This is a genomic window from Sphingopyxis sp. SCN 67-31 (assembly GCF_001725095.1).
This window is the reverse complement of record NZ_MEFH01000061.1, coordinates 86,863-108,680: the sequence shown is the minus strand read 5'-3', so window position 1 is coordinate 108,680 and position 21,818 is coordinate 86,863. Positions and strand designations below refer to the sequence as shown.

The following is a 21,818-nucleotide window of genomic DNA, read 5'->3' as shown; positions in this document are numbered from 1 at the left end:
TTCCGCCATAGGCGGAAGGCGGGGGTCCATCTTCGGCCGGTTCCATCTCGAAACCACCGCAGATGGGTCCCCGCCTTCGCGGGGACACACGATAAAGGACAGTTGCAAGATGAATCCCCACACGCCTTAGTATGGTGGAATCAAGGTTCTTGTCCTCATCGTCACCCCGGGCTTGACCCGGGGTCCCGCCTTTCCTCCGTCCGTGCGCGAAAGGAAGCGGGATTCCGGGCCAAGCCCGGGGTGACGGAATCGATGTGGCGAACTTCAGATTCAGGTAACTAGAACGACGGGCGGGAGGCCGGTTGGATATGGCGAGGGGGCAGGCGAAGCAGGGCGAGCACCGCTGGAGCCGCGAGGAGCGGCTGGAGATGCTGCGGTCCTGTCATCTTTTCGGCGCCTGGCCCGCGGCGCGGCTCGCCGATCTCGCGGCGATCGCGCGGGCCGGACATTATCCGCGCGGCACCGAAATCTATCCGCGCGATCCCCGGCGGCGCGAGGCTTTCGTCGTCGTCTCGGGCGGAATCGAGATCAGTCGCGTGTCGGCGGCGGGCAAGAAATTCGTGCTCGGCCTCGCCGGTCCGCGCGATGTGGTCGGCCTCGTGCGCCTGCTCGACCGCCAGCCCATCCATTTCGCCTATCGCGCGCATGCCGACAGCATCCTGCTCCACCTGCCCGCCGACGCGTTGATCGCGATCCTCGATGCGGAACCGGCGCTGTGGCGCGACATCGCGCTGTTCATGTGCGCGCGCCAGGGCGACAGCCTGCGGTTGCTCAACGACCAGCAGCTCGGCTCGCTCGAGCAGCGGATGGCGGCGACGCTCGTCGGGCTCGCGCGCATCCATGGCATCGCGGGCGAGGATGGTACCGAACTCGGCCTCCGCCTGCCGCAGGAACAGCTCGGCGCGATGCTGGGCGTGACGCGCCAGAGCGTCAACCGGCTGCTGCGTGGCTTCGAGGAGGCGGGGCTGATCGCGACCGATTACAATCGCATCACGATCCGCGATCCGCTGGCGCTCGACGGGATCGCCGCGGCGGGGGATTGATCCACCCGGGCCGCCTCGCGGACCGCGCGTTTTACCGCGCCCGTGGAACATGGGCCCGGTCGGTGCGTTGATCGGGCATGAGGCGATGCGGCCTCGATCAACAAGGAGATTCCCCCGTGGGTGAAATGAAAGACAAGGCCAAGGGCCTCGCGAACGAAGCGATCGGCAATGCGAAGCAGGCGGTCGGCAAGGCGACCGACAACGAGCGCCTGCGCGCCGAGGGCGAGCTTCAGGAACGCAAGGGCGAAGCGCAGAATCTCAGCGGCAAGGTGAAGGGCGCGCTCGGCGACAAGGTCTGACGATAGCCTTCACCGCACATGGAAAATGCCCCGGAGCTCCCCTCTCTCCGGGGCATTTTCATATCGTCGAAGCCTGCCCGCTATTTTCCGACCCTGCTATTTTCCGCCCGACGCCACCAGGTCGACGTCGGTCATGCCGCCGTCGCGGCGCGCGAAGACGACATAGGCAAGGTCGCCGCGTGTGCCGCCCAGCATATGCTCGTTGCCGTTGATCCGATGGTCGCTGGTATAGCCGGCACGGATCGCCATCGTGTGATAATAGTCGAGAACGCCCTGCAGCGAGGCGGCGGTCTGGAAATTGACGACGCGGATGTTGCACTGGCCGCCGGCGACTCCGGCCGCCTCGCGCAGCGTCGCGCGCGGATAGACGGGGAAGGCGGCGGGCAGGCGGTCGGCCCACTGGTTGCCATAGGTCAGCTTCGCATCGCAGCTTCCCTTCGCCTGCTCGCGGGCGAGCGCGCCGATGGTGACGGGGCGCTTCGCCTCGCACCCGTCGCAATTCGCCTCGAACGGCAGCGCCTTGGGCGCGGCGAGCAATTTGCCCGCCTTCATCGCCGCCGCGGCTTCGGCCGCGGTCGCCGCCTTGCCGGCGCCGATGCCGGGAACGCCGCCGTCGACCGGCCGGTTGCCCGGTCCGACCGCGTTGCGGTTCGCTTGGCCGGTCAGCTTCGGATCGACCATGATCTTGTCTTCGAGCGCGCCCTTCACCGTCGGGTCGGCGTTGGTCAGCCCGTCGTCGAGCGGCTTCAACTCCGCCTTGGCGGCGGGATTGTCCCGGCAGCCGGCGAGCCCCGCCGTCGCCACCAGCAAGCCGGCAACCAGCCATTTTCCCCGCACGATCATTGCTAACACTCCCTTAATCTCTTGGCCTCGGGCTTGCCGGAAGCTGGTTAAGAAGATGTGAGGAAAAAGCGTTAACAGGCAAGGATTTGTTAGCCGAAAACTGTGCCGGAGCGAGACGCTATTCCGCTCTCCGCACCGCGCGCCCTATGCGAAACCCTTCGTTTCCGCCGTTCCCGGCGCGCAGCGGATCAGCCGCGAGGTCTCGACCGCCGCCTGCCGGTGAACCACCGCCTCGCGATAGACGGGGTCGGTCACCATCGCCATGAAGGCGCCGCTGTCCGGATATTGCGCGACGAACACCGCATCCCATCTTTCATCCGCCGGGCCGATCACCATCGCCTCCATCGTGCCGCGCCAGACGACCCGGCCGCCGAGCCGTTCGAACACCGGGCCGCTGTCCCGCCCGTAATGGGCATAGGCCTCCGCGCCGCTCAGCCCCTTGCCCGCGAGCGGGTGTTCGGCCGGGTAGGCGGCCTCGGCCCGGAAGCGCACGAGGTTCAGCATATGGATCGGCGTATCGCGCGGCAGCGCCTTGAAGGCGTCGAACTGCGCGCGTTCGGGGTCGACATGGCGATTGGTCATGGACGGAATTCCTTGCGTTTGGCCCGCCATGCCTCCGCGCTTTGCGTCCAGGCGTCGACGGGGGCGTGCTCAAAGGGCGGGGGCAGGCGGGTCGGGCCCGCATTGGTGGCGCCCAGCCGCCGCGCCAGTGCCTGCGAGCGGCCGTTCGCGGGGTCGATGCTGTGCATCAGTTCGGGCCATTTCAGAAATTCGACCGCGAAATCGCATGCCGCGACCGCGCCCTCGAAGGCATAGCCCTTGCCGGCGAAGCGGGCGCGCACGCCATAGCCGATCTCGGGCGCCGGCCATCCGTCGGGCTCCCAGGGCCCCAGCCGCCCGACCCATTCGCCCGTTGCGCGCTCGATCACCGAGAACATCGAAAAACCCCGGATATGCCACGCGCCCGCGAGCGTGCACCAATGCCGCCATGCGGACGAACGCGGACAGGTGCCGCCGATGAAGCGCATCGTCTCCTCTTCGGCGCACATGGCGGCGAAGGCATCGAAATCCTCGGTGGCCGGCGGGCGCAGGATCAGCCGTTCGGTGACGAGCAGCGGGCCGTTGAGCATGGCGATCCTTTCCGAAGGGCGTTTCGGCAAGCGCCGGGGCGACCGGTTGTGCGACAAGGCGGGGCGAGGGGCAAGCCCGCTGACACCCTTTCTTCCTTCCTTCGTCATGCTGAACGCGTTTCAGCATCCATGGCCCGCCGTCTCCTTCGGCGCCGCGCCAATGGACAGCGCAGACCATGGATTCCCAAACAGGTTGGCAACCCTCTCTTTTTCGACAGCTAACCGTTCCCCCGGCGAAAGCCGGGGTCCAGATGGCATGAGCTGCCGCCCCGCGTGGACCCCGGCTTTCGCCGGGGAACAGGTCCTTACCCGAACGACAATGGCCCCAACGAACGAGGGCGCCGGCCGCTAGGCCGACGCCCTCTTCCATGCGGGGAGCGGATGGAGGGGTCTCGGACCCGCACCCCGCATTGGAATCCGCTGGATCAGCGGCAGCGATACTTGTCGCGGTCGATCTCGCGACCGAGCAGCGCGCCGCCGGCCGCGCCGAGCACCGTGCCCAGCAGCTTGTCGCCGCCGCCGGCAATCTCATGCCCGGCGAGGCCGCCGACCGCACCGCCGATCAGCAGGCCGGTCGTGCCATTGTCCTTCTTGCAGCGATAGCGCCCGTCGCTATCGCGCCAGATGCGGGTGTTCGAATTGATCCGCTCGTCGCGCGAGGCATAATTGCGGCGGTGCTTGCGCTTCTTGTAATAATCGGCCGAAGCCTCCGCCTTGTGATAGCCCGGAGCGGCAACCGCGCTCGACAGACCGGCGTAGGCCGGGGCGCTGCCGACGACGCCTGCCGCGACGAAAGCGCCGATCAGGCCTTTGGTGAAATTCTGCATCATGAATCCTTTCCTGGTCTGGCGCCCTGACCGCCGCACGGACGGCGGACGCTTCGATGGGGAGAACGAGCCTCGTCTGGACTGCGTTGCATGAACCCTGGGCAACAAGACGAAGCGAGTATTTCGATAGATGAACCGAGATAATTCTCGCATCGCGGCTATCGCCGTGCGACCGCCGAAGAGGCTTGAAGGGCGCAGGCGACCGTGCGACATAGAGCCATGCTCAACCTCCTTTCGCTTGTCATCGGCGTTTTCGCGCTGGTTCTGGCCATCCCGGCTTTCATCCCGCTGCTCGGCTGGGCGAACTGGGTGATCGTGCCGATCGCCATCGTCGGGCTGGCGCTGGGCGCGATGTCGGGACGGACGAGCGGCCGCAACCTCAACATCGTCGTGATCGTCGTCGGCGTGATACGCCTGATGCTCGGCGGCGGCATCCTCTGACCAGCCGGCCGGGCGAACCCGTGCGATGAACCGAGCCACTGCCGCGCAGGGGAGCGATCAGGGCGGGCTGCCCTATGCGCTCGCCGCCTATGGCATCTGGGGCTTCGTCCCGATCTTCTTCAAGCTGCTGGTCAGCGTGCCGCCGGTCGAGGTGCTGGCGCAGCGCATCCTCTGGTCGCTGCCGCTCTGCTTCGCGATCATGGTCTTCCGCCGTCAGATCGGCGCCTATCTGGCGGCGCTCAGGGATTGGCGGACGCTGCGCATCCTGCTCGTGAGTTCGATCCTGATAGCGCTCAACTGGCTCGTCTACATCTATGCGATCGTGACGGACCATGTGCTGGCGACCAGCCTCGGCTATTATCTCAACCCGCTGGTCAATGTGATGCTGGGAATGATCTTCCTCGGCGAACGGCTCTCACGGCTCCAGATGATGGCGGTCGCGATCGCCGCGCTCGGGGTCGCGCTGCTGCTCGGCGGTGCGCTCGAAACGCTGTGGATCAGCCTGACGCTCGCCTTCAGCTTCGGCTTCTATGGCCTGCTGCGCAAGGTGGCGCCGGTCGGATCGCTGCCGGGTCTGGCGATCGAGACGACGCTGCTGTTCGTGCCCGCACTCGTCGTCGCGGTCTATTATGTCGCGGCCGGTGACGGGGTGGGATTCGGCTCCGACCGCGACATCACGCTGTTGCTGGTTTCGGCGGGGGCGATCACCGCGATCCCGCTGCTGTTCTTCGCGACCGCGGCGCGGCGGATGAGCTTCGCCGTGCTCGGCTTCTGCCAGTATCTCGCGCCGAGCATCGTCTTCCTGCTCGGCCTCTTCCTGTTCGACGAACCGCTGAAACCGGCGCAGCTTGTCTGCTTCCTGCTGATCTGGATCAGCATCGCGCTGTTCAGCTTCGATATCTGGGCGAAATCGCGCGGGGCGCGGGTCGCGCCGACGCCCTGACTGGCGGGAACTGACCCTACGCCAGCCGCCAGCCCAATGTTTCGCCGGCGTGGAAGGGCACGACCTCGCCGATGCGGTCGGGGACCGTCACCGCGCCGCGTTCGAGCGTCACCGTGCCTTCGTTGAGCGGCAGGCCATAGAAGCGCGGCCCGTGCTCGCTCGCGAAGCCTTCGAGCTTGTCGAGTGCCCCGTCCTCGTCGAACGCGGTCGCATAGCTTTCGAGCGCGAAGGGCGCGTTGAAGATGCCCGCGCAGCCGCAGGCGGCTTCCTTGGTATGCACCGCGTGCGGCGCACTGTCGGTGCCCAGGAAGAATTTGGGGGAACCCGAGGTTGCCGCCGCGCGCACCGCCAGACGGTGATGCTCGCGCTTGGCGACCGGCAGGCAATAGGCGTGCGGGCGGATGCCGCCGACGAGCATCGCGTTGCGGTTGATGTGGAGATGCTGCGGGGTGATCGTCGCGGCGACGGTAGCGGGGGCGTCGGCGACGAACTGCGCGGCCTCGGCCGTCGTGATATGCTCGAAGACGATCCTGAGCGCCGGAAAGCGTGTGACCAGCGGGGCGAGCGTGCGATCGATGAACACCGCCTCGCGGTCGAAGATGTCGACGTCCGCGTCGGTGACCTCGCCGTGGATCAGCAGCGGCATGCCGATCGCCTGCATCGTCTCGAGTACCGGCATGATGTTGGCGATGTCGGTGACGCCGTGCGCGCTGCCGGTGGTCGCGTGCGCTGGATAGAGCTTTGCGGCGGTGAACACGCCTTCGGCATGGCCGCGCGCCATTTCGCCGGGATCGGTGCGGTCGGTGAGATAGGCGACGATCAGCGGCGTGAAATCGAGCCCGGCGGGCACCGCGGCGCGGATGCGCTCGCGATAGGCGACGCCTTCGGCGACCGTCGTCACCGGCGGCGACAGGTTGGGCATGACGATCGCGCGCGCGAACTGGCGCGCGGTCCACGGCGCGACATGCGCCAGCATCGCGCCGTCGCGCAGATGAACGTGCCAGTCGTCGGGGCGGCGAAGGATCAGGCGGTCGGTCATTTTCGTCTCCCCCCTCCCGCTTGCGGGAGGGGTCGGGGGTGGGCAGTCCGTTGCGCGATTAGCCCAAGTCGAGGTTCAGGCCCACCCCAAACCCCTCGTGCAGGCGGGAGGGGGCTTTAAGTCGCCGTCGTGTCGTCCTATTTCGCTATCCATGGCCAACAATACCCTCGACGATCGTGCCCTCGTCCGCCTGTCGGGCGAGGATGTCCGCGGCTTCCTGCAGGGACTCGTCACAAATGACGTGTCGGGCAACCTACCGGTCTGGGCGGCGCTGCTGACGCCGCAGGGCAAGGTGCTGTTCGATTTCCTGATCTGGGGCGACCGCGACGACATCCTCATCGACTGCGAGCGCGCAGCAAGCGAGGCGCTGGTCAAGCGGCTGACCCTCTACCGCCTGCGCCGCGCGATCACCATCGCGCCCGAGCCCGGCCTGTCCGTGCACTGGGCGCCTTACGGCGACCTCGGCGAGCCCGATCCGCGCCTTCCCGACCTCGGCCAGCGCTGGCTCGGCCCGGCCGATGACGGCGAAGGGGAGGGCGCCGCCGCGGCGTGGCACGCGCACCGCCTGTCGCTCGGCGTCACCGAGGGGCGGGCCGAGCTGGGCGACGGCACGACGCTGTGGCTCGAATGCAATGCCGCGGAACTGCACGGCGTCAGCTTCACCAAGGGCTGCTATGTCGGGCAGGAGAACACCGCGCGGATGAACTGGCGGCAGAAGGTCAACCGGCGGCTGGTCGTCGTGCCGATCGCCGACACCGATGCCAGGCGTCAGGTGGTGACCTATCCTGAACTCGGCTGGTCGGTCGAGCATCGCCGCGTCGAGGCGATCGACGCTGCAAAGGCGCCCGCATGGATGCGCGAGGCGCTGGCGTCGGACGGTTCATGACGCGTGCAGCCCGTGGCGCTATGATGGCGGCATGCGCGCGATCCTGACTCTTTGCCTGTTGGCCGCCGCGACGCCCGCCGCCGCGCAGAGCCGCTGCGTACCGCCTGTTCCGTCCGCCGAACCGCTCGCGGAGGCGCCGCTCGTCCCCGGCTATGAGGACGATGCGCCGCGGACCCCGACGCCGCTTTCGGACCTTGCCGGCGATTCGCCGTGGCTGCCGCGTTTCGCGGCGGCCGCCGACGCGTTGCTGGCGGCGTTGCGCTCGGGCGATGTCGCGCGCTGGCAACCCCTGCTCGGCGGGCCATGGCTGGGCGCGGCTGATGCCCGCGCGGTGGAAGCGCTGCTGGCCGACCCGTGCGGCGCCTTCGCGCCGCTGTTCGCGGGCGAGACGCCGCCGACGCGCCGCATTCTGGGATGGAGCGTCCCTGCCTCCTATTCCGCTACCGAGCGCGCCGAGATCGCGGCGCGGCCCGAGGCCGAGGCGCTCGTCTGCTGGAGCGCCCACCCGCCGGCCGAAGCCGTCTGGCCGCGCACCGCAGCCGAAGCCGACAATGCGCCCGACCGCCCCTATGGCTGCGCGCGCATCGCTTATTCGCTGCGCGAGGGATCGCCGCAATGGCGCGCCTTCATCGAAACGCCGCCCACCGGATTCTGACCGCGGCTTAACGATTCCCCAACCCCGACCTGCGACAATCGCTGCCATGTTGGGGCGTATGCTGGGTCTGGCCGCGGTGGTCGCGGCGGTGTCGGTCGGGATGGCGGGAATCGCCAGCCGGACGGCGTCGATCGGCAATGCCGGAGTCGCCGCCGATGCGGGCAAGGACGACACGAACGGCAACTGGACCACCGCGAAGCGCCGTCATGGCTGGTCTTCGGCACCTGCCGCCGCGCGCGGCGGGTCGGGGGAGGTGCGGATCGGCCGCGCGGGCGATTCGCATTTCTATGCCGACGCCGATGTCGACGGCGCGAATATCCGCATGATGGTCGACAGCGGCGCCTCGATCGTCGCGCTGACGCGCCGCGATGCGGAGGCGATCGGGATCGACGTCGATCGCCTGCCGGTCGCGGGCATGGCGAACACCGCGGGCGGTGCGGTGCCGATGCGCCTGGTGATGCTAGACAGCGTCGAGGTGGACGGGATCGAGGTTCGCGGCGTCCAGGCGGCGGTCGTCGATGCCGACATGGGCGTGTCGCTGCTCGGCCAGAGCTTCCTGTCGCGGCTCGACGCGGTGAATATCGAAGGCGACACGATGACGCTGCGCTGATTCCGGTACCATCGGAAAGTGCGCCTGTCCCTCCCGCAAGCGGGAGGGGAGGAGGGCGCGACTACAAGTCCCTCCGCCCTTGCCAACCCCGCCGCATTTCCCCACATCGAAGCGCATGAACGCTCCCAATCCCCCGCTCAAGGCCGCGATCGTCCCGGTCACCGCCTTTCAGCAGAACTGCACCCTGCTCTGGTGCACCGAAACCAACAAGGCGGCGCTGGTCGATCCCGGCGGCGATCTGCCGAAGCTGCGCGAGGCGATCCGCCAGACAGGGGTGGAGGTCGAGAAGATCCTCGTCACCCACGGCCACATGGACCATTGCGGACAGGCGGGCGTGCTGGCGAAGGAACTCGGCGTCCCGGTCGAAGGGCCGCACGAGGACGACCGCTTCTGGATCGAGCGGCTGGGCGAGGACGGCGCGCGCTACGGCATGGCGGGCGAGGTGTTCGAGCCCGACCGCTGGCTGAAGGACGGGGACACGGTGACGGTGGGTAACCTCGTCCTCGACGTCATCCATTGTCCCGGCCACACCCCGGGCCACGTCGTCTTCCATCATCGCCCGTCGAAGCTCGCAATCGTCGGCGACGTGCTGTTCCAGGGATCGATCGGCCGCACCGATTTCCCGCGCGGCGATCACCAGCAACTGCTCGATTCGATCACGCAGAAGCTGTGGCCGCTCGGCGACGATACCATCTTCCTGCCCGGCCACGGACCGCACAGCAACTTCGCGCAGGAACGGCGCACCAATCCCTATGTCGGCGACATGGCGATGGGGGCGACCCAGGGGGCCTAGATCATCGAGCCTTAAATCTGACCCATCGTCCCAAGTCGAGACACGCATCGGCCTTGCGCCACGCTGATGGGTGTCTCGACTTCGCTCGACACGAACGGATAAGGGGCGTTGCGGGTTTATGGCACGCCGCTCCAGGTCGCCCGACTCATCGGTCCGCTCCCGTCATTGCGAGCGGAGCGAAGCAATCGAGGGCGGTCTATGCCCACTCTGGATTGCCGCGCGGCTTCGCCGCTCGCAATGACGAGTCCTTGCTGGTCCCGCCGGGCCCGGTTCAACCGCTATTCCGATTCCACCGCCACCGTATCGGTCAGGGTCGAGCTGATGCTGGTCGGGGTCAGATAGACGGTGAGCAGCGCCGCGACCGCGAGACCGAGCTGGATCAGCATGGTGACGGTGATGCCGGCACCGCGCGCCCAGCCCAGCCCGTCCATGCCGATCGCGTGCAGGATGCGCGCGACCAGATACAGGGCGCCGACCGCCCACAGCCAGATCGACGAGCCGGTGCTCAACTCGACGAGCGCGAGCAGGATCAGCACGAAAGGCGTGTTCTCGACATAGTTGCTGTGCGCGCGCATCCGGCGGATCAGCCGTTCGTCGCCGCCGTCGCCGATCGAGACCTTCGCCTCGCCGCGCACGCGGCCGACGCGCATCGCGATCCAGATGTTGAGCAGTGCGGCGCCCGCCGCGATCGTCAGGCTGATCGGCAATATGATCATGTCGCTTCCCCCGTCTGTGGCCCGGCTCTTTCCTGCTGTCCGGCGCCGCAAGGGTGTGGCATCGTCGCGGGCAATCGGCAAGCGTCGTCCCGTTCGCGCTCGGGGCTTGCCTTTGCGGGCAAAAACGCTATAGCCGCGCCCGATCCGGCACCCGACACCATCAGGCGTTGAGGCACCTTCCGGCGGAAGATTTTCCCGCGATTCATGGCGGGGCAGCCTTCGGCACGGCGGGCGGGCCAGTCGTTTTCCATCCTTGGCGGTGGGCGACAAGTCCGGGTTCGCCGATTCGGTTAAACAGTTAAGAATGCAGGATATATCATGGCCGTCCCCAAGCGAAAAACCTCGCCCTCGAAGCGCGGCATGCGTCGCAGCCACGACAGCCTGAAGGTCGAAGCCTATCAGGAATGCCCGAACTGCGGCGAGCTCAAGCGCCCGCATAACCTGTGCAACGCCTGCGGCCACTACAATGGCCGTGAAGTGGTGTCGGTCGGCGCCTGACCATTAATCGGAGGCCGCTTCCATGAGCCTGACACCGCGAATCGCAATCGATGCGATGGGCGGTGATGTCGGCGTGCGCGTGATGTGCGCCGGCGCGGCCATGGCGCGTCATCAGCACGACGGCCTCCGCTTTCTGCTCGTCGGCGACGAAACGCGGATCAAGACCGCGCTCGAAAACCATCCGAACCTGCGCGCGGCGTCGGAGATCGTCCACACCGACAAGGTGGTGTCGGGTGAGGATCGGCCGAGCCAGGCGCTGCGCAACGGCCGCGGCAGCTCGATGGGGCTCGCGATCGACGCGGTGAAGCGCGGCGACGCCGGCGGCGCCGTGTCGGCGGGCAATACCGGCGCGCTGATGGCGATGGCGAAGCTCGCGCTGCGCACTATGCCGGGAATCGACCGGCCGGCGCTCGCCGCGCTGCTGCCGACGCTCGGCGACAACGACGTGGTGATGCTCGACCTCGGCGCCAATACCGAGTGCGACGCGACCAACCTCGTCCAGTTCGCGGTGATGGGCGCCGCCTATGCGCGCACCGCGATGGGGCTCGAACGCCCGCGCGTCGCGCTGCTCAACATCGGCACCGAAGAACTCAAGGGCACCGACGAGATTCGCGACGCCGCCGCGATCCTGCGCGAAACGCAGGGCCTGCCGATGGAATTCGCCGGCTTCATCGAGGGCGACAAGCTGTCGCGCGGCCGGGTCGACGTGATCGTCCACGACGGCTTTTCGGGCAATATCGCGCTCAAGACGATCGAAGGGACGGCGCGCTTCGTCACCGACCTGCTGCGCCGTGCCTTCACCAGTTCGCTGCGCTCGAAGATCGGCTTCCTCATCTCGCGCCCCGCGACCGAGTTACTGCGCCACCATCTCGATCCCAACAACCACAATGGGGCGGTGTTCCTCGGCCTCAACGGCGTCGTGCTGAAAAGCCACGGCAGCGCCGATGCCAAGGGCGTCGCCAATGCGGTGCACCTGTGCGCCGAACTCATCGAAAAGGACATCACGCGTCAGGTGACGGACGATCTCGCCAATTTCCGCCGCGAGGACGCGGCGTGACGCGCCGTTCGATCCTGGTCGGCACCGGTTCGGCGCTGCCGCGCACGCGCGTCTCGAACGACGAACTCGCGAAGCGCGTCGATACCAGCGACGAATGGATCGTCGAGCGCACCGGCATCCGCTTTCGCCACATCGCCGAGGCCGACGAGACGACGGGAACGCTGGCCGCCGACGCGGCGCGGCACGCGCTCGCGGCGGCGGGTCTGGCGCCCGCCGACATCGGCCTGATCATCGTCGCGACCGCGACCCCCGACAATACCTTCCCGGCGACCGCGACCAAGGTGCAGGCGCTGATCGGCGCGCCCGACTGCATCGCCTTCGACGTCGCGGCGGTGTGTTCGGGCTTCCTCTACGCGCTCTCTGTCGCCGATTCGATGCTGCGTACCGGCGCCGCGAAGCATGCGCTCGTCATCGGCAGCGAGACCTTCAGCCGCATCCTCGACTGGGAAGATCGCGGGACCTGCGTCCTGTTCGGCGACGGCGCGGGCGCGGTGGTGCTGTCGGCGGAGGAGGTCGCGGACGATCGCGGCATCCTGGCGACCCGCTTGCATGCCGAGGGGCAATATGGCGACATGCTCTATGTCGACGGCGGCCCGTCGACGACGGGAACGGTCGGCCACGTCCGCATGCAGGGGCGCGAGGTGTTCCGCCATGCCGTCACCAACCTCGCTGCCGTGCTGGGCGAGGTGCTGGCGGACGTCGGCCTCTCGGCCGCCGACATCGACTGGGTTGTGCCGCATCAGGCGAACAAGCGCATCATCGACGCGACCGCGAAGAAGCTGGGGCTGCCTGCGGAGCGCGTCGTGCTCACCGTCGATCAGCACGCCAACACCTCGGCGGCGTCGGTGCCGCTGGCGCTCGACCTCGCGGTGCGCGACGGGCGCATCCGGCGCGGCGACCTCGTCGTGCTCGAGGCGATGGGCGGCGGCTTCACCTGGGGCGCGGCCGTCCTGCGGATATGACCGCCGCGCACTGAGTCGGCCCCGCATGGCTCACCGCATCAACTTCTCGCTCCATCCTTTTCAGTTTGGCGGATTTCTTCGCTTTTGTTACACATGCGTGTGGGACTCGTGACGGTGGGGGCCTTCCCGAGCACCAGCTTTCAGGAGGGGAAGGGAAGAAGATGGTAGCAGGGACGCTCACGCGCGCGGACATCGCGGCGCGGATCAACCAGCAGATCGGCCTGTCGCGCAACGAATCGGCGGCAATCGTCGAATCGATTCTCGCGCATATGTCGGACGCGCTCGCCGCCGGCCAGAATGTGAAGATTTCGGGCTTCGGCACCTTCGTGTTGCGCGACAAGGCGCAGCGCATCGGCCGCAATCCCAAGACCGGCATCGAAGTGCCGATCCTGCCGCGCCGCGTGATGACCTTCCGCGCCAGCCAGGCGATGCGTGCCCGCGTCGCCGATAGCTGAACGGGGCGTCGGCCGTGGCGGAATCTGACGAGGCGGCGGGCGGCAAGGTGGCGGGCGCGATGCTCGCGATCGGCGAACTCGCCGACCGGATCGGAGTGCCGACCCATGTGCTGCGCTATTGGGAAACCCGCTTTCCGCAGTTGAAGCCGCTCCAGCGGTCGGGGCGCCGCCGCTATTATCGCCCGGCCGACATCGCGCTCGCCGAGCGCATCCACCATCTGCTGCACGTGCAGGGCTTCACGGTCGAAGGCGCGCGCAAGGCGTTGTCCGAATCCGATGGCGCCGCGCCGCCGGACGGGGACGCCGCCGAGCCGACGGCTGCGACGCCCGCGACGGGCCGGGTTCCAGTCGAAGCGCTGGTGGCGCTGCGCCAGCGCCTCGCGGCGGCGCTGCGCTAGAAACCATTGTCGCCCCCGCGAAGACTATTCGGTCGCGCAGCCTGTCTTTCCTTGTCACCCCGGACTCGATCGGCCCATATGTCCTACAGCCAAGTAAGCGGCTGTTCCCCGGCGAAAGCCGGGGTCCAGATGGCACAGCACTGCCCCGCGTGGACCCCGGCTTTCGCCGGGGAACTGCTACTTGTCGAAAGGGGATAATTGCCGACTCGATCCGGGGTCCATTCACGCAGCACCGAGAGAATGGATTCCGGATCAAGTCCGGGATGACGAAGGTTGGAAGGGGCAAATAGAAGCCATATCTGTTGCGTGAGTTATCTTCGCACGCCCGTTCACGGCATTTTATGCGCGAAGCCGGACATTCCAGAATCCACCCTGGCGCGGCCAGTGGGCCTCAGTCGTCGTCCATCGCCGGTGCCAGCGCGGGGTCGAGGTCGCGTGGGCGGATGAGCGCGGCCAGGCGCGCCTGATTGACGTCGAGGTCGCTCCAGTCGGTGATGTCGAGGTCCAGCCGCGCAAGGGCGCAGGTCGGGAACTTCTCCTCGACCAGCGCGCGCTGCGCGACGTCGGGGGTTTCGGGGACGAGCATCAGGATCAGGTCCTCCAGCCCCGGATTGTGTCCGCTGATCAGCAGGTGCTGCGCATCGCCGCCGGTATCGCGCAGCACGTCGATCAGCGTCGCCGCCGAGGCGAGGTAGATGCGCCGGTCCCAGTGCGGCTCGATTCGGTCGAGCCCCGCGGCGGGCTGAAAGATGGCGAGCGTTTCGGCGACGCGCACCGCGGGGGAGGCGACGATCCGGTCGATCGGCCATGCCTGCCGCTTCGCATATTGGCCGATCAGTTCGGCCCCGCGCGCGCCGCGGGCGTTGATCGGACGGTCGAAGTCGCGCTCGACGGCGGCGTCCCAGCCCGATTTGGCGTGGCGCAGGATGGTCAAACTCTTCAAAATCTCTCCCCCGGACGCTCGGGCGCCTGTCCCCCGCGAATCCGCCGCCTTGTGCCGCAAACTCAGGACGGTGAAAAGGCGGCATAGGCGCTTTTTCGCCGCTCGACATTCGCGGCGGCGACGCGATTGACCACCTCGTCGAGCGGCAGGCGGCGGATCGGCGTCCCGTCGGGAAAGGCGCTCAGCAGTCGCGAAGGGAAGCTCGGCGACAGCATCACGAACTGGCCGAAATCGTCACTGCGGCGGATGAGCCGGCCAAAGGCCTGCGCGATGCGCGCGCGGATCACCCGGTCGTCATAGGCGCTGCCGCCCTGCGCCGCGCGGCGGGCGGCGTGCAGGATCGTCGGGCGCGGCCAGGGTACGCCTTCCATGACCACCAGCCGCAGCGAATCGCCGGGCACGTCGACCCCATCGCGCAGAGCGTCGGTGCCGAGCAGCGAGGCGTGCGGGTCGGCGCGAAAGATATCGACCAGCGTTCCGGTGTCGAGCGGATCGACATGCTGCGCGAACAGCGGCAGCCCGGCGCGCGCCAGCCGGTCGGCGATGCGCGCATGAACGATACGCAGCCGCCGGATCGCGCTGAACAGCCCCAGCGCACCGCCGCCCGCCGCCTCGATCAGCCGGCTATAGGCGCCGGCGAGCGCGGGCAGGTCGCCGCGCGCGATGTCGGTGGCGATCAGCACCTCCGACTGGCGTGCATAGTCGAACGGGCTGGGAACCGCGAAATGCGTCACGCCTCCGTCCAGATGGCGTGCGCCGGTGCGGATGTCGGCGTCGCTCCAGTCGTCCGCCGCGTGGCCGTCGCCGCGCAGCGTCGCCGACGTGACGAGCACGCCCTGCGCGGGGCGATAGACGATTTCCGCGACCGGCCTCGCGGGGTCGAGCCAGTGGCGATGCAGCCCGCAGTCATATTCGCGCCCGTCGAACCGCTCGACCGCGAGCCAGTCGACGAAATCGGGGTCGGCGGGGCCGCCGACGCGCCCGAGCAGCGCCAGCCACGCGCCGAGCGTGTCGATCCGCGTCCCCAGGCTGTGCCGCGCCCCGTCGACACGCGCCCGCGCCTGTCCGTCGAGCCAGTCGGGCGGGTCCTCGACCAGCGCGTCGAGCCGCTTGCCGAGCGCCATCAGCGGGCGCAGCAATGCCTCGACCGCGTCGCTCGCGGCGGCGGCGGCCGTCACCAGCTCGGGATCGGGGTCGGCAAGCTCGGTTTCGAGCCCATAGCCGCTGTCGGCCTGCTTCGGATCGGCGCCGCGCGCATAGACCTGTCCGCGCACCGCGGCGAGCAGCCGTTCGATCGCCCCCCAAGGGGCGTTCTCCGCCAGCCGCGCGAGCCAGCCGTCGCCGGGCAGTTCGGCGGCGGCCGCGATTGCCGCCTGGATCGCGCGCTCGCCGGCCTCGTCATAGCTCGCGACATCGGCGAGCCGCGCGGCGAGCCCGCGCCGGCGGCCGCGCGCCTTGCCTTCGGGGCCCATGATCCAGCGGCGGATTTCGATAGCCTCCTGCCCGGTCAGCGCGACCGCGAACATCGAATCGGCGGCATCCCACAGATGATGGCCCTCGTCGAAGATCAACCGCGTCGCCGGGGCGCCCCCCCCTTCGCGCGAAACGTCGCGCGGCCGCGCCGCCTGCACCATGGTCAACGCGTGGTTGGCGATCACGATGTCGGCCTGCGCCGCCGCGCGAGTCGAGCGCTCGATGAAGCATTTGCGGAAATGCGGGCACCCGGCATAGATGCATTCGCCGCGCCGGTCGGTAAGCGCGGTCGCGCCGTTGCGGCGGAACAGCGCGGGAAGCCAGCCGGGCAGGTCGCCGCCGATCATGTCGCCGTCGCGCGTATAGGCGGCCCAACGTGCGACGAGTTGCGCCAGCACCGCCGCGCGCCCCGAAAAACCGCCTTGCAGCGCGTCCTCCAGATTGAGCAGGCAGAGGTAATTCTCGCGCCCCTTGCGCACCACCACCTTCTCGCGGTGCGCGCGCGTGTCGGGATAGAGTTTCTCGGTCTCGCGCGCGAGCTGGCGTTGCAGCGCCTTGGTGTAGGTCGAGATGCAGACGCTGCCCGCCGACTCGTCGATCCACTGCTTTGCGGGGGCGAGATAGCCCAGCGTCTTGCCGATCCCGGTACCCGCCTCGGCCACCAGCATCTGCGGCGTGTCGCGGCGTTCGCGCGGGGCGAAGATCGCCGTCGCCGCGCGTGCATAATCCTGCTGCCCTGGCCGTCTCTCGGCGCCGTCGCCGGTCAGCCGGTCGAGCCGCGCCGCGACGTTCGCCGGATCGAGCACCACCTGTCGCGGCTGAGCGCGCGGCGGCTGCTCCTCCCATTCGGGCAGGCGGGCGAACAGCCAGCGGTCGGCGCGGTCGGGTGCGGCGAGGCGCGGCTGGATCAGCGGCGCCCACGGCCAGCGCTGGCGCGTCAGCGCTTGCAGGGCGTGCCATGCGCCCTCACGCTCGGGCCAGTTGGGATCGTCGAGGCAGGCCAGCATCGCCGCCGCCGCCTGCGGCAGAAAGGCCGCGACCTCATCCTCGCGCTGCGCCGCGGACAGGCCGAGCGCGGCGGCGATTCCCGCCGGCGTCGGCACAGCGAAGCGCGCGGGGTGAAGAAAAGCGAACAGTTCGAGCAGGTCGAGCCCCGACAGTTCGGGATAGCCGAGCCGGTCGCCGGTCAGCGTCGCGCCAAGCAGCAGGTGCGGCGTCCCCGCCACCGCCGCCATCGCCTCGCCGCGCCCGACGCGCTGCACCCGCCCCGCAGCATCGGACAGCCAGATTCCGACATGGCTCGCATGGATCGCGGGCAGGGAGAGGGAGGCGGGCGCCATCGCGCCAAGCTAAGGACAAAAGAGGAACGCGGCAAGGGGCGGTGTTACGCTGAACCTACCCTTGCGCCGTTCGTGCTGAGCTTGTCGAAGCACCGCTCTTGCCTTTTGCCAAGGCAGAAATCCGCGGCCAGTCGCCGCGGATCAAGGCCATCTTCTTGGCACGACTCCAGCCCTTTATCCGGCGTTCGGACGCCAGGGCTTCGATACGCGTCGGGAACTCTTCGCTCCACACCAGCACGACGGGACGCTTGTCTGCCGTGAAGCCGGGGATAAGCCCCGATTCATGCTCGCCGACACGTCGCTGCAAATTATCCGTGTGCCCGACGTAGAAGGCTCCGCCCCGGCAATGCAGCATATAGGTCCAGAAGCTCATCGCCTTGATGTAGAGGAAAGAACGGCCCTTCGACAAGCTCAGGGCAAACGGAGGGAAAGGAAGGGCCGGGGTTCGCGCCATAGGCGACATCTTCACCCAACCCCGTTCGTGCTGAACTTGTCGAAGCACCGTTCTTCTTTCTCGCGGTGCCGGAAGAAAGAAAAATGCTCCCGGCGGCCTCTGCAGGCCTCAACTCACCCCGCGTCGCCCGAAACCGATCGCGCGGTTGCTCAGGAAGACCGGCGTCGCCGGGATCGCGGCCGCGCCACGCGCGCGTTCGAGCGCGGCATGGAGCGGGCCCTGCGTCAGTTCGTAGGGAAAGCGCACGCCCATGCGGTCCCATTCCGACCACATCACCACCGCATAGACGACCTGTCCCGCATAATGGATTTCGCAGCGTGATCGTTCGAGCAGGCTGGCGCCGTCGATCCGCGCGCCGCCTTCGGACAGGTCGACGATCCGCCCCTCGACATGGTTGAGAACGCCGTTGACGATCACCTCGATGGAAACCGGGGTGCGCTTGTGCGCGCGGGGGCGGGGCGGGGTGCTGGTCATGCCGAAAGGCTAGGCCGGTGATGGTAAATATTCCGGTAACGCTCATCGGGCGCAAAACGCAAAAAACGCTCTGTCCACATTGCGCCGCCGTGCTTCATGCTGGGAGATGCGCCCCCATTCGCCATTTGCCCTTCGGCAGGAGAGGCGCTGCCTAAAGCCATAAAGGCCACAAAAATGCACTGCGCGAGCGGGGCTTTTGTGGCTTTAAGCGATGATCGGCGCGGTCACCCATGCGTTTCCACTGTGAAGTTGCGCGGAAATCCGCCCTTCTTCCCTTGGGCGCCCGTTGCCGCTATGGGCGCGCCATGACCGACTTTCATCTCCATCCGTCGCTGCGCGAACCCGCGCTAACCTCAAAGGCCTGGCCGTTCGAGGAAGCGCGCAAGCTGGTCAAACGCTATCCAGACGGCAAGCCGGGGGGGCAGCCCGTCGTCTTCGAAACCGGCTATGGCCCGTCGGGGTTGCCGCATATCGGCACCTTCAACGAGGTGCTGCGCACGACGATGGTCCGCCGCGCCTATCAGACGCTGACCGCCAATGAATCCGGAGTGCCTGCGCCGACCCGGCTGGTGGCGTTCAGCGACGACATGGACGGCCTGCGCAAGGTGCCCGACAATGTCCCGCAGCAGGAAATGCTGCGCGAACATCTGGGCAAGCCGCTCACCGCCATTCCCGACCCGTTCGGCAAATATGAAAGTTTCGCGCATCATAACAATGCGATGCTGCGCGATTTTCTCGATCGTTTCGGCTTCGATTACGAATTCGTCAGCTCGACCGAACGCTATCGGTCGGGGGCGTTCGACGACGCGCTGAAGAATGTCCTGCGCCACTATGACGCGATCATGGCGATCATGCTGCCGACGCTGCGCGCCGAGCGTGCGGCGACCTATTCGCCGGTGCTGCCGATCAGCCCGACCTCGGGCATCGTGCTCCAGGTTCCGGTGACGGTGGTCGACGCCGACGCGGGGCTGGTGTCGTTCGAGGACGATGGGACTGTGATCACTCACAGCATCCTGTCGGGGGGTGCCAAGCTGCAATGGAAGGTCGACTGGGCGATGCGCTGGGTCGCGCTCGGCGTCGATTACGAGATGTACGGCAAGGACCTGACCGACAGCGGCGTCCAGTCGGGCAAGATCGCGCGCGCACTCGGCGGCCGCAAGCCTGAGGGGCTGATCTACGAGATGTTCCTCGACGAAAAGGGCGAAAAAATCTCGAAATCGAAGGGCAACGGCCTGTCGATCGAGCAGTGGCTGACCTATGGCAGCGAGGAAAGCCTCGCTTTCTATGCCTATCGCGAACCCAAGGCGGCGAAACAGCTTCATATCGGCGTGATCCCCAAGGCGATCGACGAATATCTCCAGATGCGCGGCAATTACTCGGCGCAGGAACCGGACAAGAAGCTCGGCAATCCGGTGCATCACGTCCACGCCGCGCGCGGCGAGGCGGTGCCCGCGACCGAACTGCCGGTGAGCTTCGGCCTGCTCCTAAACCTCGTCGGGGTGATGGGCGCCGATGCGTCGAAGGAGCAGATCTGGCGCTACCTCGGCCAATATGTCGCGGGGGCGGACGCGGCGACCTGGCCCGAGCTCGACCGGCTGATCGACAATGCGATGGCCTACAACCGCGACTATGTCGCGCCGACGCTCCAGCGCCGCAAGCCGCGCGGCGGCGAGGTGGCGGCGCTCGCGGAACTCGACGCGCGGCTCGCCGCGCTGCCCGCCGATACCGCCGCGGACGACATCCAGAACATTGTCTACGAGATTGGCAAGGACGAGGCCTATGGCTTTGAAAACCTGCGCGAATGGTTCAAGGCGCTCTACGAGACGCTGCTCGGGTCGAGCGCCGGGCCGCGCATGGGTAGCTTCATCGCGCTGTTTGGCATCGCCAACACGCGGCGGCTGATCGCGGAGGCTTTGGCGTAATCGACCCTTGTTTTTGAGGCGGGCCTTATATGATCGACATCTTCACCACCGGCGGAACGATCGACAAGGTCTATTTCGATGCCTTATCCGAATTCCAGATCGGGCCTGCGGCGATCCCCGACATGCTGCGCGAGAATAACGTCCATGTCCCGCATCGCGTCACGCAGCTGATGCGCAAGGACAGTCTCGAACTGGACGATGCCGACCGCGAGGCGATCCGCGCCGCGGTGGCGGCGAGCGACGCGGCGCGCATCCTCGTCACCCACGGCACCGACACCATGGTCCTGACCGGGCGGGTGCTGGCGGGAATCCCCGGCAAGACGATTGTGATGACCGGCGCGATGCAGCCCGCCTCGGTGCGCGCGAGCGATGCCGAATTCAACGTCGGCTTCGCGCTCGCCGCGGTGCAGACGCTGTCGCCGGGCGTCTATATCGCGATGAACGGCATGATCTTCGACCCCGCGACGACCGTGAAGGACCGCGCCGGCCAGCGCTTCGTCCGGCAATAGGGGGCGCCGGGTCAGCCTTTCGCGGTGATCTGACGCAGCACCGCGCGGTAATGAGGCGCGATCGTCATCGCCTCGTGCCGCCCGGCTTCGCCCAGCATCGCATGGACGGCGGGCAGGCGATCGCAGGGCACGCCCATGAACAGGTGGTGCTCGGCGTGATAATTGACCCAATAGGGCGCCACGGTGGCGCGCGCGATCCAGCCGGCATGGGTGGTGCGCGCATGCGTGAAGGGATCGTCGCTGCCCGTCGTCGTGCAGGCATGTTCGGCGATGTTGCGGATGCGCAGGTAAAGCTGGAAGGTCGTCGCGAGGCTCAGCGTCCACAGCAGCCATGGGGTCCAGCCATAGAGGATCAGCGACGCGGCGAGCAGTACCGCCTGCACGAGCAGGAACCGGCCGACCGCGCGCGTCACCGCCATCGCGCCGGCGGCGTCGATCGTCGGCGCCGTCATGCCGTCGTCGGACTGCCGGTTGAAGGGCGTTCCGGCGCGCGTTCCGCCAAGTCCTTTCGCGCCGCCTTCGCCGCGCAGCATCGCCCTGAGCCCGACGAGCGCAAAGCGGAACTGCGCAGTGCGCTGCTTGAGGAAGGTCTGCCCGGTCAGGTCGCGGACCACCTTGCGCCACAGGCTGGCGCGCGTCGTCGGAAACGGCTTCGACAGCGACAGGTCGGGGTCCTCGGGCTGCTGGGTGAACTTGTGATGCTGGAGGTGGTAGGTGCGATAGGCGAACAGGTCCGATCCGGTCGCGGCACCGGTCAGCCACTGACCAAGGAAATTGTTCACCTTGCGCTTCGGGTGGAGCAGTCCGTGCGCCGCCTCGTGCATCAGGATCGCGAGGCCGAGCTGGCGTCCACCGACGAGGATGATCGCCAGCAGCCAGCCGACCGGGTTCTGTGCCCAGGCGGCAAGCCCCACTGCGGCGATGCTGACGATCCACGCATGCGCGACGAGCCACGGCCCCCGCCACGCCGAAACGCGCGTGATGGCGGACCATTGCGCGCGGTCGAAAAAGCGGTCGGGCGGCAGCAGGCGGACGGCAGGCATGGGCCGATCCTAACAAGTTTCGCCATGAAACGGAACATCGTCCATTCTGGCACAAAATCAGGAGT

26 protein-coding genes are annotated in these 21,818 nt (G+C 67.7%); 15 read left to right on the top strand and 11 right to left on the bottom strand.

Annotated features, from left to right (window positions below; all coding sequences use genetic code 11):
• Positions 1 to 308: 308 nt before the first annotated feature.
• Together ABS88_RS12415 and ABS88_RS12410 are read left to right on the top strand one after the other, a co-directional pair.
• Positions 309 to 1,043, top strand: coding sequence for a Crp/Fnr family transcriptional regulator (locus tag ABS88_RS12415; RefSeq protein ID WP_104959775.1), 735 nt, complete (start codon positions 309 to 311; stop codon positions 1,041 to 1,043).
• Between the two features lie 116 nt (positions 1,044 to 1,159).
• Positions 1,160 to 1,342: a CsbD family protein gene (locus tag ABS88_RS12410; protein WP_067112520.1), complete on the top strand. Its 183-nt coding sequence runs from the start codon at positions 1,160 to 1,162 to the stop codon at positions 1,340 to 1,342.
• Positions 1,343 to 1,438: 96 nt separating this feature from the next.
• Here the strand turns inward: ABS88_RS12410 and ABS88_RS12405 are convergent, their stop codons facing one another.
• The 4 genes from ABS88_RS12405 to ABS88_RS12390 all read right to left on the bottom strand — a co-directional run bounded on the left by ABS88_RS12405 (position 1,439) and on the right by ABS88_RS12390 (position 4,145).
• The gene (locus tag ABS88_RS12405) at positions 1,439 to 2,185 is read right to left on the bottom strand and encodes a hypothetical protein (RefSeq protein WP_076076226.1); all 747 of its coding nucleotides are present in this window, start codon (positions 2,183 to 2,185) and stop codon (positions 1,439 to 1,441) included.
• 144 nt (positions 2,186 to 2,329) lie between these two features.
• Complete coding sequence (locus ABS88_RS12400) at positions 2,330 to 2,767, bottom strand: DUF1330 domain-containing protein (protein WP_076076223.1); 438 nt, start codon at positions 2,765 to 2,767, stop codon at positions 2,330 to 2,332.
• On the bottom strand, positions 2,764 to 3,315 hold the full coding sequence (locus tag ABS88_RS12395) for a GNAT family N-acetyltransferase (RefSeq protein WP_067112511.1): 552 nt from the start codon (positions 3,313 to 3,315) through the stop codon (positions 2,764 to 2,766). The genes ABS88_RS12400 and ABS88_RS12395 overlap by 4 nt, the downstream gene beginning before the upstream one ends.
• A gap of 425 nt (positions 3,316 to 3,740) precedes the next feature.
• A complete protein-coding gene (locus ABS88_RS12390) occupies positions 3,741 to 4,145 on the bottom strand; it encodes a glycine zipper 2TM domain-containing protein (RefSeq protein ID WP_324787668.1) in 405 nt (134 codons plus the stop codon).
• Between the two features lie 216 nt (positions 4,146 to 4,361).
• Between ABS88_RS12390 and ABS88_RS12385 the strand changes: the two genes are divergently transcribed.
• Positions 4,362 to 4,583, top strand: coding sequence for a hypothetical protein (locus ABS88_RS12385; RefSeq protein ID WP_067185099.1), 222 nt, complete (start codon positions 4,362 to 4,364; stop codon positions 4,581 to 4,583).
• A gap of 25 nt (positions 4,584 to 4,608) precedes the next feature.
• The gene (gene rarD, locus ABS88_RS12380; RefSeq protein WP_076076221.1) at positions 4,609 to 5,526 is read left to right on the top strand and encodes an EamA family transporter RarD; all 918 of its coding nucleotides are present in this window, start codon (positions 4,609 to 4,611) and stop codon (positions 5,524 to 5,526) included.
• Between the two features lie 16 nt (positions 5,527 to 5,542).
• Here the strand turns inward: rarD and pyrC are convergent, their stop codons facing one another.
• The gene (pyrC, locus tag ABS88_RS12375) at positions 5,543 to 6,565 is read right to left on the bottom strand and encodes a dihydroorotase (protein WP_076076218.1); all 1,023 of its coding nucleotides are present in this window, start codon (positions 6,563 to 6,565) and stop codon (positions 5,543 to 5,545) included.
• A 151-nt stretch (positions 6,566 to 6,716) separates the two neighbouring features.
• Here pyrC and ygfZ point away from each other — a divergent pair, with 151 nt between their 5' ends.
• The 4 genes from ygfZ to ABS88_RS12355 all read left to right on the top strand — a co-directional run bounded on the left by ygfZ (position 6,717) and on the right by ABS88_RS12355 (position 9,509).
• Entirely contained in the window at positions 6,717 to 7,451 is a 735-nt protein-coding gene (gene ygfZ, locus ABS88_RS12370) for a CAF17-like 4Fe-4S cluster assembly/insertion protein YgfZ (RefSeq protein ID WP_104959774.1), read from the top strand.
• Positions 7,452 to 7,482: 31 nt separating this feature from the next.
• A complete protein-coding gene (locus ABS88_RS12365; RefSeq protein ID WP_076076213.1) occupies positions 7,483 to 8,106 on the top strand; it encodes a hypothetical protein in 624 nt (207 codons plus the stop codon).
• Positions 8,107 to 8,152: 46 nt separating this feature from the next.
• Positions 8,153 to 8,716 carry a retropepsin-like aspartic protease family protein gene (locus tag ABS88_RS12360; RefSeq protein ID WP_076076211.1) on the top strand — a complete coding sequence of 188 codons (564 nt, stop codon included), beginning with the start codon at positions 8,153 to 8,155 and terminating at the stop codon, positions 8,714 to 8,716.
• 115 nt (positions 8,717 to 8,831) lie between these two features.
• Positions 8,832 to 9,509: an MBL fold metallo-hydrolase gene (locus tag ABS88_RS12355; RefSeq protein WP_076076209.1), complete on the top strand. Its 678-nt coding sequence runs from the start codon at positions 8,832 to 8,834 to the stop codon at positions 9,507 to 9,509.
• Between the two features lie 278 nt (positions 9,510 to 9,787).
• Here ABS88_RS12355 and ABS88_RS12350 read toward each other — a convergent pair whose 3' ends face one another.
• The gene (locus tag ABS88_RS12350) at positions 9,788 to 10,225 is read right to left on the bottom strand and encodes an MAPEG family protein (protein ID WP_199775001.1); all 438 of its coding nucleotides are present in this window, start codon (positions 10,223 to 10,225) and stop codon (positions 9,788 to 9,790) included.
• A gap of 318 nt (positions 10,226 to 10,543) precedes the next feature.
• Here ABS88_RS12350 and rpmF point away from each other — a divergent pair, with 318 nt between their 5' ends.
• The 5 genes from rpmF (at position 10,544) to ABS88_RS12325 (ending at position 13,595) form a co-directional block, all read left to right on the top strand.
• The gene (gene rpmF, locus ABS88_RS12345) at positions 10,544 to 10,723 is read left to right on the top strand and encodes a 50S ribosomal protein L32 (RefSeq protein ID WP_056348227.1); all 180 of its coding nucleotides are present in this window, start codon (positions 10,544 to 10,546) and stop codon (positions 10,721 to 10,723) included.
• A gap of 22 nt (positions 10,724 to 10,745) precedes the next feature.
• Positions 10,746 to 11,780, top strand: coding sequence for a phosphate acyltransferase PlsX (plsX, locus tag ABS88_RS12340; protein WP_067112487.1), 1,035 nt, complete (start codon positions 10,746 to 10,748; stop codon positions 11,778 to 11,780).
• The gene (locus tag ABS88_RS12335) at positions 11,777 to 12,742 is read left to right on the top strand and encodes a beta-ketoacyl-ACP synthase III (protein ID WP_076076206.1); all 966 of its coding nucleotides are present in this window, start codon (positions 11,777 to 11,779) and stop codon (positions 12,740 to 12,742) included. The genes plsX and ABS88_RS12335 overlap by 4 nt, the downstream gene beginning before the upstream one ends.
• Positions 12,743 to 12,903: 161 nt before the next feature.
• The gene (locus ABS88_RS12330; RefSeq protein WP_067112480.1) at positions 12,904 to 13,197 is read left to right on the top strand and encodes an integration host factor subunit alpha; all 294 of its coding nucleotides are present in this window, start codon (positions 12,904 to 12,906) and stop codon (positions 13,195 to 13,197) included.
• A gap of 59 nt (positions 13,198 to 13,256) precedes the next feature.
• The gene (locus tag ABS88_RS12325) at positions 13,257 to 13,595 is read left to right on the top strand and encodes a MerR family transcriptional regulator (protein WP_067112525.1); all 339 of its coding nucleotides are present in this window, start codon (positions 13,257 to 13,259) and stop codon (positions 13,593 to 13,595) included.
• A gap of 391 nt (positions 13,596 to 13,986) precedes the next feature.
• Here the strand turns inward: ABS88_RS12325 and ABS88_RS12320 are convergent, their stop codons facing one another.
• From ABS88_RS12320 to ABS88_RS12305, 4 genes are all read right to left on the bottom strand, one after another.
• The gene (locus tag ABS88_RS12320; RefSeq protein WP_076076202.1) at positions 13,987 to 14,538 is read right to left on the bottom strand and encodes a SixA phosphatase family protein; all 552 of its coding nucleotides are present in this window, start codon (positions 14,536 to 14,538) and stop codon (positions 13,987 to 13,989) included.
• A gap of 62 nt (positions 14,539 to 14,600) precedes the next feature.
• Positions 14,601 to 17,351, bottom strand: a complete 2,751-nt coding sequence (locus ABS88_RS12315) for an ATP-dependent DNA helicase (RefSeq protein WP_104959773.1) — start codon at positions 17,349 to 17,351, stop codon at positions 14,601 to 14,603.
• Between the two features lie 55 nt (positions 17,352 to 17,406).
• Positions 17,407 to 17,805: a GIY-YIG nuclease family protein gene (locus ABS88_RS12310; protein ID WP_234002446.1), complete on the bottom strand. Its 399-nt coding sequence runs from the start codon at positions 17,803 to 17,805 to the stop codon at positions 17,407 to 17,409.
• A gap of 108 nt (positions 17,806 to 17,913) precedes the next feature.
• Entirely contained in the window at positions 17,914 to 18,279 is a 366-nt protein-coding gene (locus ABS88_RS12305) for a PilZ domain-containing protein (protein WP_076076196.1), read from the bottom strand.
• 305 nt (positions 18,280 to 18,584) lie between these two features.
• On the opposite strand from ABS88_RS12305, the gene ABS88_RS12300 reads away from it, so the two are divergent.
• Positions 18,585 to 20,201, top strand: coding sequence for a lysine--tRNA ligase (locus ABS88_RS12300; RefSeq protein WP_076076193.1), 1,617 nt, complete (start codon positions 18,585 to 18,587; stop codon positions 20,199 to 20,201).
• A gap of 29 nt (positions 20,202 to 20,230) precedes the next feature.
• Positions 20,231 to 20,710 carry an asparaginase domain-containing protein gene (locus tag ABS88_RS12295; protein WP_076076192.1) on the top strand — a complete coding sequence of 160 codons (480 nt, stop codon included), beginning with the start codon at positions 20,231 to 20,233 and terminating at the stop codon, positions 20,708 to 20,710.
• A gap of 11 nt (positions 20,711 to 20,721) precedes the next feature.
• Here the strand turns inward: ABS88_RS12295 and ABS88_RS12290 are convergent, their stop codons facing one another.
• The gene (locus ABS88_RS12290) at positions 20,722 to 21,753 is read right to left on the bottom strand and encodes a fatty acid desaturase family protein (RefSeq protein WP_286749881.1); all 1,032 of its coding nucleotides are present in this window, start codon (positions 21,751 to 21,753) and stop codon (positions 20,722 to 20,724) included.
• Positions 21,754 to 21,818: the final 65 nt, after the last annotated feature.